The sequence below is a fragment of the Mesorhizobium sp. YC-39 genome (assembly GCF_025753795.1).
GTDB lineage: Bacteria > Pseudomonadota > Alphaproteobacteria > Rhizobiales > Rhizobiaceae > Mesorhizobium.
Window position 1 is genome coordinate 1 of the sequence record NZ_JAOWPS010000012.1, and the last position, 13,608, is coordinate 13,608.

Consider the following 13,608-nt stretch of genomic DNA (forward strand, 5'->3'; position numbering starts at 1 on the left):
GTCCGGTGCCGTCGCCACCGGCATGAACGATGCGCCGTCGGCAGTGCGCAGCCTCCAGTCCAAGGCGCAAAGACCTTTCCGGCGTGTAGTCGAAACGGACCCCAAAACCCTCCAGCGTTTCGATCGCGCCGGGCGCCGCGTGCAGGATTCGGCTTGCCATTTCCGCGTCACACAGCCCATCGCCAGCGGCGAGTGTATCGGCCAGGTGCAGTGCCGGATTGTCGTCATCGGCGAGGCTGGCAGCCAGGCCGCCCTGTGCCCGCATACTAGACGTGTCCGTTCCGAGTGGCGTCCTCGACAGAAGAAGCACCGGCTCAGGCGCCATATAAAGCGCAGTCATCAGCCCGGCGATGCCGCCGCCGATGATGATGGGTCTGCCAAAAAAGCTACGGACGTCCGCGTTCATACGGCCAGCATCCGCTCGACAGCTAGCCGCGCCCGGCTGGCGATCTCAGGATCGATGCTCACAACATGCCGATTTTGCTCGAGAGCCACGCGGATGTTGGTGAGCGTGATCCGCTTCATGTGTGGACACAAATTGCAGGGGCGGATGAATTCGATCTCGGGATGCTGGAGCGCGACATTGTCGCTCATCGAACATTCCGTCATCAGCACGACGCGTGGCGGTTTTTGCCTTTCGACATAGTCGGACATGGCAGCAGTTGAACCGGAAAAATCGGCCTCTGCGACCACGTCGGGCGGGCATTCGGGATGCGCGAGCACGATCACACCGGGATGGCTTTCGCGCAACTCTCGGATGTCGGCCGGTGTGAAGCGCTCATGCACCTCGCAGTGGCCTTTCCAGGCGATGATCTCAACCTCGGTCTGGGCGGCGATGTTCTGGGCCAGATATTCGTCCGGCAGCATGATGACACGCGGAACGCCAAGGGACTCCACCACGGCCTTCGCATTGCCGGAGGTGCAGCATATATCGGACTCGGCTTTCACCTCGGCCGATGTGTTGACATAGGTGACGACCGGCACGCCGGGATAGCGTTGCCGCAGCAGCCGGATATCCTCGGCGGTGATCGAGTCGGCCAGCGAACAGCCTGCGCGCAAATCGGGAATGAGCACCGTCTTTCGCGGATTGAGCAGCTTCGCCGTCTCGGCCATGAAATGCACGCCGGCAAGCACGATCACATCCGCTTCGGTCGACATCGCCTTGCGGGCAAGCGCGAGGCTGTCGCCGACGATATCCGCGACACAGTGAAAGATGTCCGGCGTCTGGTAGTTATGCGCCAGGATGACGGCGTTTCGCCGCCGCTTCAGATCAAGGATGGCATCGATATCGCCGGCAAACGCCGGCCACTCGATCGGGGGAATGACGCGCCGGACGCGGTCGTACAAAGATGCGCTCGAAGGCAGGATGGCGCTCATCGAGCCTCCGGTTATAGTCTATAAGAATATAAGGTATATATCCTTTGTGACTATAAGGGATGTCAAGCCCGCATAAGCGGCAATTTTGTCCCAGCAACCGGCCTCTCATCGAGAATGTCGTGCCGGAAGCGGTAGAGCTGTGCTGGCCGGCCTCCGGTCTCGGTGGTCGTCTCCCCGGTTTTTTCGACCAGCTCCTGCTGTTCGATGAGCCGGCGAAAGTTTGGTTTGTTGATGAGCCTGCCCGAGAGTGCTTCCACGGTTCGCTGCAGCTGCAGGAGTGTAAAGAGTGGCGGCACCAGTTCGAACACGACGGGCCGGTATTTGATTTTGGAGCGCAGCCGCGCAATAGCCGTTGCCAGGATACGGCGATGATCGGCGATCATGGATTTGCCTGGCACCGCGGTGTATGCGGCTGAATGTCCGCCGCGTACCGCTTCCTCCACCAGCATTGCCTCGTAGAGAAGTTCGTAGCGCTGCAGCGCGAACTCTTCGTTCCATGACCGGTCGTCGAAGCCGAAGGCGATAGCCGTGCGCCGCCAGCGATCGAGCCGGATGGCGGTGTCGTCAGCGCTATCCGCCCATTTCCTCAAGCGCGGTCGCAGATCTTCCAGCACCGCCGCCGGCGCGCCGGAGCGGTGATCCTCCCATGGAAAATAGTCGTACCAGCTTGCCCAGGATCGCTTGGCCGCGGCGCCGGCGTCTTCGATCTGCGTAAGCGCGAGATAGCTGATCGAAATTATGCGCTCCTCGGCCCCAATCCGGTCGCGATCGGCGAAGGTGTAAAGCTGTTCGATGTAGCCGAGCGGGTGGCCGGTCTGTTGTTCGACCCATCCCCTGAGGCCGGACTGCAGCGAACGGTGAGCTAGTTCGAACGGACCTGACGGCAGGGCATTTGCCTGCGGGATGGTGAGAACGCAGGGGACGCTGTTATTCATGGCGACGACGACGGCTATCAGGTCCGCCTTGACGTTGTTGCCCTTGCCTCCAGATCTGCGTTGCCTGGTCGGCTTTTCCTGCTGGTCCATGATCCCTGGCTGCGCTGAGTTCCCCTGCGTAAGCAGCTGAACCGATTTAGATCGGTTTTCTACGATAATTGTTAGTGCGTCAACACCACGGAATGGAACCTGCCGAATGAGCACCGCTCAACGTGGTGACAATGGAGCGTAGGGCGGTGCGCGGGGACTCGAACGCGCCTAAAAACGCTTTTGAAACCGCAGCATCTGAATGCCAGATGGCTCAAATCTACAAACAGAATTTGACGCTCACAACGCTCGCGGGGATCGTGCCGCGGCATGCTCTCGCTTTCCGAGTGAGCAAGCGAAAACCCCGAAAGGGAAGCTATGCAGACGAAAACTCTGAATTTCAGCTTGGACGAGTATGCGGAACGGCTGCGCAAAACCAGAGCGGCCATGGAGAAACGCGGCATCGACACTCTCATCATTAGCGATCCGGCCAATATGCATTGGTTGACCGGTTATGACGGCTGGTCGTTTTATGTTCATCAGGCCGTCGTCGTACCGCCGTCAGGTGATCCGATTTGGTTCGGTCGTGGCATCGACGCAGCCGGCGCAATGAGGACGTGCTACTTCGGGAACGAAAATATCGCCTCCTATCCAGATCACTATGTCCATTCGCCTGAGCGCCATCCCATGGAATTGCTTGGCAAGCTGCTGGTTGAGCGCAAACTGGGCAAGGGTGTCATAGGCATCGAAAAGGATGCCTACTGGTTCTCGGCTGCGGCTTACGAGACGCTTATGGCCGGCCTGCCCAACGCCAGGTTCACCGATGCGACCGTTCTCGTGAATTGGGAAAGGCTTGTGAAAAGCCCGGCGGAGATCGCTTTCATGCGAAAAGCCGCTCGCATCATCGAGCTGATGCACAAGCGCATCTACGAAAAGGTCGAGCCGGGTATGCGCAAGTGTGACTTGGCGGCCGAGATCTATGATGCAGCTATTCGCGGCACGTCCGAGTTCGGCGGAGATTACCCGGCGCTTGTGCCACTGCTCCCGTCGGGAGCCGACGCCGCTGCTTGCCATCTGACTTGGGACGACCGGCCGATGCGCAACAACGAGGGCACTTTTTTCGAGATCGCCGGCGTCTATCGGCGCTACCATTGTCCGATGTCGCGGACGGTCTATCTGGGCAAACCAAGCCAGACGTTCTTGAACGCCGAGAAGATGACGTTAGAGGGAATGGAGGCGGGTTTGGCCGTCGCTAAACCAGGGGCCGCCGCAGAGGACATAGCGATCGCGTTCTGTGATGTGCTTGAACGCTACGGTATCAGAAAGGAAAACCGCGTCGGCTATTCGGTCGGGTGCGCCTATCCGCCGGACTGGGGTGAGCACGCGATGAGTCTGCGTCGTGGCGACAAGACCGAGCTTCAGCCCGGGATAACATTCCATTTTATGACCGGTCTGTGGATGGAGGACTGGGGCTTTGAGATGACCGAGACCGTTCTCATTACCGAGACCGGAATGGAGTGCTTGGCCAACGTCCCGCGGCAACTGTTCGTGAAAAACTAAGCGCGGCGAGATGAGGGCGTAGCACTGGTGCTTTTGCTCTGGCGGCTGCTACGGGCACATGGAGAATGAAATGTCAGCGGCGCTGATCGAAGACGCAAAACACATACTTGAAAAACTGGTCGCCTTCCCGACCGTCTCCCACGAGTCGAACCTTGCCTTGGTGGACTATATGGCAGATTTCCTCCGCCAGCTTGGGGCAAGGGTGTTTCTCCAGCACAATGAAGACGGCCGAAAGGCCAATCTGTTCGCCACATTGGGTCCTCAAAAGGATGGGGGTATCGTTCTATCCGGGCACTCGGATGTCGTCCCGGTGGAAGGGCAGGACTGGTCCAGCGATCCTTTTATGATGCTGGAGAGCGACGGGCGGCTATACGGCCGCGGCACGTGCGATATGAAAGGCTTTCTCGCCTGCTGCCTTGCCATTGCTCCGGAGGCGGCGGAACTCACTCTCAAGCGACCGCTGCATTTTGCGTTTACCTACGATGAAGAGGTAGGTTGCTTTGGCGCCCAGGCGTTGATGAGCGAACTGGCCCGTCGCAATATCAGGCCCGCAGCCGCAGTCATTGGCGAGCCGACGTTGATGCAGGTCGTCGAGGGGCACAAGGGATGCTATGAATACACGACCAACTTTGTAGGCCTTGAGGGCCATGGGTCCCGACCAGATCTCGGTGTCAATGCCATTCAGTACGCGGCAAGGTTCATAACGCATCTCATGGAGCTCGGCGAAGAACTTAAGGGGCGGGCGATGGCAGGAAGTCGCTTTGACCCGCCCTGGGCGACAATTCAGGTCGGACGAATTTCCGGTGGCGCGGGCCGTAACATTATTGCGGGCCATTGCTCGGTAGAATGGGAGATGCGCCCGGTTCAGCCTTCTGACTCCTCGTTTGTGAAGCAGAGCCTCGAAGTTTTTATCAACCGGGAACTCTTACCCTCAATGAAGGCGGTATCACCGACTGCAGCTGTCGAAACGATTGTAGTGGGTGAAGTCGAAGGGCTCCAGGTCGTCGCACAGTCGGAGGCGCGAGACATTGCCTTCGAAACAACCGGCGCCAATGGTGCTGACGTCGTCGCCTTCGGTACCGAAGCGGGGCTTTTTCAGGAAGCCGGCATTTCCGCCATCATCTGTGGGCCAGGTTCAATCGAGCAGGCCCACAAGCCGAATGAATTTGTCGAGGTCGATCAGCTGAAGAGTTGCTTGAAGATGCTTGCACGACTGCAATCAAAACTCGTTTAACTACTCATCGCTGCCGGCAAAAAGGATTGTCGAACTAGGCGCTCATCATTGCATCGCCGCACGCTTCGCGTCATTCGCACAATCGCTGTTGGAAGCTGGGTTCAGGCTGCGCCAACCCATCGGAACTCATGGGTCAGATGAGAGCGATCCCTCCGAGCGACGATGGGAGATCACCGCCCTGTGCCCGCTGACATTAAATGATCTGATTTCTAGATCGTGCCCATCTACACATGGCATTTGACGCTTCGTTTGCGCAGGAATAGCGGGATGAACCTAGATCGTTCGGGGTCGATTAGCACCATGCGTGCCGTAGATCAGGAGGTATCCCATGCCCGTTATCAACCGTGTGGCGGATTTGCATGCTGATATCATAGCTTGGCGGCGGGACCTGCATCGGCATCCAGAGCTTCTTTATGATGTCCATCGAACCTCGGCTTTTGTCGCGGCTCGCTTGCGTGAATTTGGCTGTGATGAAGTTGTCGAAGGCATCGGGCGTACAGGCGTTGTGGGCGTCATCAAAGGGCGTTTGCAGACAGAGTCCAGTCCATACCTATCGATTGGATTGAGGGCCGATATGGATGCGCTGCCCATTCTAGAGGCTACAGGCTTGCCCTATGCGTCACAGACTCCCGGTAGAATGCACGCGTGCGGCCATGACGGCCATACGGCTATGTTACTGGGTGCTGCCAGCTACCTCGCAGAAACACGAAATTTCCGTGGCAACGCCGTATTGATTTTCCAACCCGCTGAAGAAGAGGAAGCTGGCGCTGCTGCTATGATCAGGGACGGCTTGATGGAACGCTTCGATGTATCCGAAGTGTTCGGCATGCACAATTGGCCGGGTCTTGCATTGGGATCATTCAGCATTCGGCCAGGTGCCATGATGGCGGCTTACAATGTCGTGGAGATAAACATTGAGGGGCGGGGAGGTCACGCATCTGCGCCGCACGACTGCATTGATCCGGTTCTGGTCGGCGCTCAGCTTGTAACAGCCGTCCAGCAAATTGTATCGCGGAACGTGGATCCCTTGGAAGCAGCGGGAGTCACGATATCCGAATTTCACGCCGGCTCAACGCCAGGTGTGATCCCACAATCAGCTGTTTTGCGTGGAACGATCCGCTCGCTTTCAGTCGCGGTGCACGACCTGATCAAGGCTCGATTAAGCGAAATTGTTGCTGGCACGGCGAAGATGAGCGGCGCCCATATCGAGCTTTCATTTATTGGTGGTGCCCCGCTGACGTTTAACCACTCTGATCAGACCGAGACAGCGCTTACGGTCGCAAAGGATTTGGTCGGGGAAGCCAATGTCCATTCTAATCGACCTATCATGGCGGCTGAAGACTTCGGTTACATGTTGGAAGCACGTCCAGGGGCTTATATACTTTGCGGAAATGGCGATAGCGCGGGTTTGCATCATCCCGCTTATGACTTCAATGACGAGGCTATTCCCTACGGAACTTCCTACTGGATCAAGCTTGTCGAGACCAAGCTCGCGCCATGAAGCGATCAGGCGACGTGTCGAAGCTTAGCGGCTCAGACGAAACCAAGCGTATGGCGACCGATCTCAACGCTAGATGGGCCCTATATCGACACTGCATTTGACCGATCAAACGATGCCCACGCATATTCGTCCAGAGCCAGCGCGAACGCATGGGCAACCTCGGGGCAAACAGATGGTCCTTTATCCGCCTATGAGCGTGTTTGTACGAACCAAAAACCAGTCGCCCGAGGGCGACTCTGCGAATAAATCCACTCAAATCGGGGAATACGGGATGAATCACTACGCTACTTCGGCCAGTCTTGAACATGAACGCCGACTAAACGACGTCAGGCAGGTTTGTCGAGACCGAAAAATTGACGTAGCTGTATTCACCAGCCCGGAGAATATCTGCTATATTACGGGTCTTGATTATGAAGGATATTTCGCTCTTCATGCTCTGCTTGTATCGCCAAATGGGAAATCAATTCTATTTGCTCGCTATATCGAGGCGCCTACAGTTGCTCGGCAGACGTCAGGCGTTGAATTTGCCGGATACACCGACGCTGATGACGTTGCCGCACTGATAACGGCTAAAATAGTCTCGCTCGCCGGGGAAGGCGCGCGCGTTGCGCTTCAGCGAAACAGTGCCTCTACGGTTAGGATAGATGCCCCTCTGCACTCATATCTTCCTAAAGCCGATATCATTGATGCATCGGGTATAGTCGAGAGCCTGCGAGACGTAAAATCGCCTTTCGAAATAGAGCAGATAAAGCGCGCCGCAGAAATTTCAGATCTCATGGTTTCCACCGGTCTGCGTGAAGCGGGTAAGGGGGTAGTCGAAAACATTGTTGCTGCCAAGATTTACGGTGCGATGATCGCAGCGGGAGGTCAATGTCCGGGCTTTCCACCATTCGTCAGATCCGGTGACAGGATACCAGAGCCACATACTTCTTGGACCGACCAGCCTCTGAAAGATGGTGCTCCGCTTCTTCTGGAATTGTCGGGCTGTGTAAATCGCTATCATGCACCAATGGCTCGATACGGGTACATTGGATTCGCATCCGCGGCTGCGAAGCGATTAAGCGAGGTGAGCCACCAAGCGCATCTGGCCGCGCTTGCAGCTCTCAAACCCGGATGTCGTGCTCGGGATGTCTATTCCGCTTGGAAGGCATGTCTTGACCCTGCGAAAGTTCTGCCGAGAGCCCCTCACTGTGGCTATACGGTCGGTCTATCCTTCCCACCCACCTGGACTGGCGGCCCCGGAGTTCAGAGCCTGCATGAGACGAGCTCGATGGAAATCCGTGAGTCCATGGTGTTCCATCTTTTGACGTGGGTAACCGATGGGCAGAATGACCACTTTCTTTCTGACTGCGTTGTCGTCGAAAAGGCCGGTGCCGTTTTTCTAACGAAAACGCCAAGAGAGATTTTCGAGATCTGACAAAAATCGGTCGGCTTATATTTCGACTGGGCGGCGAGGCAGAGTTCTTTCCTGCCATCGCGGGTTGAGACAAGGCAGGTTGTCAAGTATCAGCTCTCCTCGGAACTAATCTCTTCTGCCCGGTATTGATCTGGCCATCTGGTCTCGACTGCGCTTCGGCCATCTTAAAACGCGATGGCCCCTTTCGAGACTCTATGTTGGTGCGCCAAAGCCAAGCGACCCATAATCGATCGCAGTCGAGCAAATCGATCTCCCTCTTCAACAAGAAGTGGAGCCTGTGCAGAAGAAGTCCAAACGTCTTGCACCTGACCGGGGCGCAAATGTCTAGGTCACCATCGAGCGGGGCGCGGGAAAAACTCTGCATTTCTTTTCGTCTGCTGCTCATAAAATAGCGGGTTCGGCATGCACGGCTATTCGGTTTTCTCCATTCTGCGCAACGGCCTCTCGGGCCAAAAGCACTGGCCTCTCGCCTGGCGCGCGCCCAGTCCGAAGTCAAACTATGACGTTGTCATCGTGGGCGGCGGTGGACATGGGCTGGCGACCGCATTCTATCTCGCCGAGAACCATGGCATTCGCAATATAGCCGTTATTGAGAAGGGTTATATTGGCGGTGGCAACGTTGGGCGGAATACAACGATCATCCGCTCCAACTATCTGCTCGACGGGCATACCCAGTTCTTCGAATTTTCGTTGAAACTATGGGAGGATCTGTCGCGGACGCTCAACTACAACGTGATGTTCTCACAGCGCGGCCAGCTGGTCGCTGCCCACTCGCCTGATCAAGTCGACGCCTTCAGCCATCGCGCCAATGTTATGCGGCTGAACGGGATCGACGCGGAAGTGCTCGACCGAGACGAGGTGCGGCGAATGGTGCCGTATTTCGATTATTCCGAGACGGCGCGCTTTCCGATCTATGGCGCGCACTGGCAGAGCCGCGCCGGTACGGCGCGTCACGATGCAGTGGCCTGGGGATATGCGCGTGCCGCCGATGCCCATGGTGTCGACATCATCCAGAATTGCGAGGTGACGGGTTTCATCCGTCAAGGTGAGCGTATAGTTGGCGTTGAAACGACGCGGGGACAAATCGGCGCTGGGAGGGTTGGGCTTGCCGTGGCGGGCCACACCTCGATGTTAGGCCGCAAGGCCGGCCTCGAACTGCCGATCGAGAGCCATATTCTGCAGGCTTTCGTGACCGAGCCGATCAAGCCGATTGTTCATCAGGTCGTGGCTTACGGTGCAGGCCATTGTTACGTCAGTCAGTCTGACAAGGGCGGGCTTGTATTCGGTGGTGGGCTTGACGGCTATAACTCTTACGCCCAGCGCGGCAATCTTGGCACCGTGCGCGACGTGGCAGAGGCGGCGGTTGCCCTTATGCCCTGTATTTCGCGCCTACGCATTCTCCGCCACTGGGGTGGGGTGCAGGATATGACGCCCGACGCTGCCCCTATCATCTGTCCAACACCGATCGATGGACTCTACCTTAATGGTGGATGGTGTTATGGCGGCTTCAAAGCTACTCCCGCCTCGGGTTGGTGCTTCGCCCACACGCTCGCCACAGGCTCACCGCATCCGCTCATCGCCGGTTACGGCCTCGACCGCTTCCGCACCGGACGCACAATCGACGAATTCGGCGCCGGCCCATTCGCCTGGCTGCAATAATAGGACTGACCCCAAGTGCTGCAAATCAAATGCCCCTGCTGCGGTCCGCGAGATCACGACGAGTTTCTCTATGCCGGCGACGCGTCGGTTAGTCGTCCCGCTCACAATGATGCCGATTTCGAGCGCTGGTACCGCTACGTCTTCGTCCGAGAGAACCCGGCAGGCGCCCACCGGGAATATTGGCAGCACGTGATGGGCTGCCGGCAGTGGCTAATTGTCGAGCGCAATACCGTCAATCATACGATCCTTTCAGTGAACTTCAGCAGGGAGGCGCTGGCATGAAGCGGCTGAACAAGCTCGGACGGATCGATCGCTCGCAACCCGTCGCATTTACCTTCGACGGCAAGGCGATGACGGGCTTTCGTGGGGACAGCCTGGCGTCGGCCATGCTTGCCAACGGAGTGAAAATCGCAGGTCGGAGTTTCAAATATCATCGGCCGCGCGGAATATATTCGGCTGGACCCGAGGAGCCGAATGCGCTCGTGACTCTAGGAACCGGCGGGCGGCGAGAGCCCAACCTGCCGGCAACCACGGTGGAACTGGCAGACGGCCTGGTGGCAGAAAGTCAGAATCGCTGGCCATCGCTCAAGTTCGACCTGCAAAGCATCAATAGCTGGTTCTCACCGTTCTTAGCGGCCGGCTTCTATTACAAGACCTTTATGGGACCAACTCGGCGTTCCTGGATGTTTTACGAGCACTTCATCCGCAAAGCGGCAGGGCTCGGCCGCGCAGGGGAACAGCCTGATCCTGACAGGTATGAAGTCCGCCATCTCTTCGCCGACGTAGCGGTTGTCGGGGCTGGACCGGCGGGACTGGCGGCCGCGCTGGCCGCAGCGGAGGCGGGTGCCAACGTCGTCCTCGTCGAGCAGGATTTTATGGCGGGGGGGTATCTTCTATCAGAGACTCAGGACGGGGAAGCGGGGGCTTGGCTTGCTGGAATGTTGGTACGGCTCGCGGGCATGGCAAATGTTTCCCTGATGACGCGCACCAGCGCGTTCGGCACCTATGACGGCAATGTGCTGGGTCTTTTGGAACGGCACGGTTCAAGATCCGCTGACCCCAAACAAGGCGAAGCGCGCCAGACCCTTGGGCTTTTGCGTGCCAAGTCGATTGTCTATTGTACGGGTTCGATCGAACGTCCTCTCACCTTTGCGAACAATGACCGGCCCGGCGTAATGCTCGCCTCGGCAGCGCGCATCTATCTTAATAGATACGGCGTGCTTGTAGGGAAGAGGGTGCTGGTTGCGGCTGACAACGACAGCGCCTACAGCGCGGCCTTCGATCTTGCCGCAGCCGGGGCGCAAGTCACGATAGCTGATAGCCGCACGCAGCCTGCGCCCCAACTTCTCGAGCAGGCGCGCCGTGCAGGCGTCGCGGTCCGCACGAAATCGACGATCGCGAAGGCTATTGGAGGTCAAAGTGTTCGTGCGGTCCTGCTTGTCGAACCCAGCGGCAGGGTTACGCTGGAAAGCGATCTGGTAGCGGTTTCAGGCGGTTGGTCTCCGACGGTGCATTTGACCTCTCATCTCGGGAGCAAACCGGTTTATCGGCAAGACATTCGCGCCTTCGTTCCCGGTAAAGTCGGAGCGGGGCAGTTCGTGGCCGGTGCTGTAACTGGAAGCTTCATACTAGGAACCGTCATCGACGAGGGGCATCGCGCTGGGAACGAGGCGTTCATGTTCTGCGATGCAACGAGATCTTCACGGGCGCGGGTCCAGCGCGATCCTCCTAAGACCGATGCCGGACCTGGTGTTGTGGGAGATGAGAACCCGGGTTTGCGGGAAGAATCCCCTTTGTCTCCTCCGCCCGAGGATGCAAGACTCTCAATGCAGGTTAGCGACGGGGTTGGAGGGAAGATGACCCTTGCCAAAGGGAAGGCCTTTGTCGACCTGCAGATGGATGTAACCGTCAGTGACATCGCGTTGGCGCATCAAGAGGGATACCGGTCGGTCGAGCATCTAAAGCGCTATACCACACTGGGGATGGGTACCGACCAGGGCAAGACGAGCAATTTCTACGCTCTTTCCGCCATGGCCGGGTTACGCGGCATGGCGATCCCAGACGTTGGCACTACGACTTTCCGGCCTCCCTTTACGCCGGTCGCCGTCGGGGCGCTGGCTGGGCTCAGCCACGGCCAGCACTACAAACCCTTCCGTCGTACTCCAATCCACGACTGGCATGTATCCAATGATGCAGAGATGCTTGAGACAGGCCTGTGGATGCGGCCCTGGTTCTATCACGCGTCTGGCCACGACGTGAACGAGGCCTATGTCGCGGAGATGCGAAATGCGCGGGAGGCGGCCGGCCTCATGGACATCTCCACACTCGGCAAAATCGCGGTCCAGGGGCCGGATGCGGCTGAATTCCTTGATCGGGTTTATGTTAACGGCTTTGCCAAGCTGCCCGTCGGTCGCGCGCGCTATGGCGTGATGCTGCGCGATGACGGCATCGTCTTCGACGACGGCACGACCACGCGGGTAGGCGACCAGCACTTTTTCATGACGACATCAACCGCTCGGGCCGCGGACGTGATGTCTCGGCTCGAATTTCTTCTCGATACCGCCTGGCCTGACCTGCGCGTTTCGGTGAGTTCCGTGTCAGACGAGTGGGCGGCGATGTCGGTGGCCGGTCCTAAGAGCCGCGATATCCTCGCCGCCGCGTTTCCCGATTTGGACGTGTCTAACGACGCGTTGCCGCATATGGGTCTCCTTGAAGGGCGCTATAGGGACAAGCCCCTTCGCATCATTCGTCTCAGCTTTTCGGGCGAGCGGGCTTACGAAATCTATACGGGGGCGAGCGTGGGCAAGGAAGCATGGTGCCGTCTGATGGAGGCCGGCACACCCTTCGGCCTTAAGCCTTATGGCTTAGAGGCTTTGGGGGCTCTACGCGTCGAAAAGGGTCACGTCGCCGGGCCGGAGATCGACGGCAGGACGACGCTCGACGACCTCGGGCTACGCCGCATGGCAGGCAAACGCAGCGGTTTTGTCGGCGAGGTTCTTGGTCGGCGCGAAGCATTCAGCGACCCTGAGCGGCCACGGTTGGTCGGCCTGCGCTGCGTTGAGGATGGCAAGCGTTTGCGCGGTGGAGCGATACTCTTTAGGCCTAGCGAGCCTGTTCAGGGCCATGGGCTCGGCCGTATCACTTCGACCACCTACAGTCCCACACTCGACGCCTGGGTAGGGCTGGGGCTTCTTGCCTCCAGCGCAGCGCAGGAGGGCGCCGAGCTTATCGCTCATTATCCCTTGAAAGGTGAGGCGGTGCGGGCCCGCGTAGTTTCACCCACATTCCTCGACCCGAAGGGAGAGTGGTTCCATGGCTAACGGTTCTGACCAAGCCGGTCTCGGGATAGCGTCGCAGGACTGCGGAATCGTTCAGTTCGACGGCTGGCACGACGCCAGGGCCCGTTTTGAGGCCGACCTCGCGCCAAGGCTCGGCGGGCATCTGCCGAAGAAGGTCGGTGAGACCACGTACCAACACAGCAAGCTTGTTGTTCGCATTGCGCCACGCCGCTTCTGGCTGATCTCGGACGGATTGCTACCTCCTATCGATATCGATCCTGAGCTGGGCTGCATGCTCCAGCTCGGCGAAGGCCGGGTGCGTCTGGGGCTTTCCGGCTGGAAAATCAAGCATGTGCTGGAGCGATGCGTTGTGGTTGATTGGGACTCTCTGCAGGAGGGCGAGGGAGTCCTAGTTGGCTTTCATCACGTGCCAGTGTTGCTGCTGCGCACCGGGTCGTTCCAGTGCGATCTCTTCGTCCCGCGTAGTTTCGCGAGAAGCCTGGTTGACTGGATTTCCGACGTATCCAGTGGCGTTAGATGACTATCCGCCTCGAAGCGGTCGGCACCAGATCCCGCGCGACGACACCGAAGGAAATGAGGGTATCTGTCCCCTTCGATCA

At 58.3% G+C, this 13,608-nt stretch carries 11 protein-coding genes; 8 read left to right on the forward strand and 3 right to left on the reverse strand.

The genetic code is table 11. The features are described from left to right. From OHD62_RS32735 to OHD62_RS32745, 3 genes are all read right to left on the reverse strand, one after another. The coding region (locus OHD62_RS32735; protein ID WP_263791550.1) for an FAD-dependent oxidoreductase at nucleotides 1-406 on the reverse strand (406 nt) is incomplete at its 3' end. Then, nucleotides 403-1,377: a quinolinate synthase NadA gene (gene nadA, locus OHD62_RS32740; RefSeq protein ID WP_263791551.1), complete on the reverse strand. Its 975-nt coding sequence runs from the start codon at nucleotides 1,375-1,377 to the stop codon at nucleotides 403-405. The genes OHD62_RS32735 and nadA, both read right to left, overlap by 4 nt. Nucleotides 1,378-1,439: 62 nt before the next feature. Next, complete coding sequence (locus OHD62_RS32745) at nucleotides 1,440-2,402, reverse strand: NUDIX hydrolase (RefSeq protein ID WP_263791552.1); 963 nt, start codon at nucleotides 2,400-2,402, stop codon at nucleotides 1,440-1,442. Nucleotides 2,403-2,717: 315 nt separating this feature from the next. Here OHD62_RS32745 and doeA point away from each other — a divergent pair, with 315 nt between their 5' ends. The 8 genes from doeA (at nucleotide 2,718) to OHD62_RS32785 (ending at nucleotide 13,529) form a co-directional block, all read left to right on the forward strand. Further along, entirely contained in the window at nucleotides 2,718-3,899 is a 1,182-nt protein-coding gene (gene doeA / locus OHD62_RS32750; RefSeq protein ID WP_263791554.1) for an ectoine hydrolase DoeA, read from the forward strand. Between the two features lie 70 nt (nucleotides 3,900-3,969). Then, on the forward strand, nucleotides 3,970-5,133 hold the full coding sequence (argE, locus tag OHD62_RS32755; protein ID WP_263791556.1) for an acetylornithine deacetylase: 1,164 nt from the start codon (nucleotides 3,970-3,972) through the stop codon (nucleotides 5,131-5,133). 328 nt (nucleotides 5,134-5,461) lie between these two features. Beyond that, nucleotides 5,462-6,634, forward strand: coding sequence for a M20 aminoacylase family protein (locus tag OHD62_RS32760; RefSeq protein ID WP_263791558.1), 1,173 nt, complete (start codon nucleotides 5,462-5,464; stop codon nucleotides 6,632-6,634). A 172-nt stretch (nucleotides 6,635-6,806) separates the two neighbouring features. Continuing rightward, nucleotides 6,807-8,051 (forward strand): M24 family metallopeptidase, encoded by a 1,245-nt coding sequence (locus OHD62_RS32765; protein WP_263791559.1) that lies wholly within the window; start codon nucleotides 6,807-6,809, stop codon nucleotides 8,049-8,051. A gap of 402 nt (nucleotides 8,052-8,453) precedes the next feature. Continuing rightward, a complete protein-coding gene (locus OHD62_RS32770; RefSeq protein WP_263791561.1) occupies nucleotides 8,454-9,710 on the forward strand; it encodes a sarcosine oxidase subunit beta family protein in 1,257 nt (418 codons plus the stop codon). A 15-nt stretch (nucleotides 9,711-9,725) separates the two neighbouring features. Then, a complete protein-coding gene (locus tag OHD62_RS32775; RefSeq protein WP_263791564.1) occupies nucleotides 9,726-9,992 on the forward strand; it encodes a sarcosine oxidase subunit delta in 267 nt (88 codons plus the stop codon). Continuing rightward, complete coding sequence (locus OHD62_RS32780) at nucleotides 9,989-13,030, forward strand: sarcosine oxidase subunit alpha family protein (RefSeq protein WP_263791566.1); 3,042 nt, start codon at nucleotides 9,989-9,991, stop codon at nucleotides 13,028-13,030. The genes OHD62_RS32775 and OHD62_RS32780 overlap by 4 nt, the downstream gene beginning before the upstream one ends. After that, nucleotides 13,023-13,529, forward strand: a complete 507-nt coding sequence (locus tag OHD62_RS32785) for a sarcosine oxidase subunit gamma (protein WP_263791568.1) — start codon at nucleotides 13,023-13,025, stop codon at nucleotides 13,527-13,529. The genes OHD62_RS32780 and OHD62_RS32785 overlap by 8 nt, the downstream gene beginning before the upstream one ends. The last annotated feature ends 79 nt before the right edge of the window (nucleotides 13,530-13,608 follow it).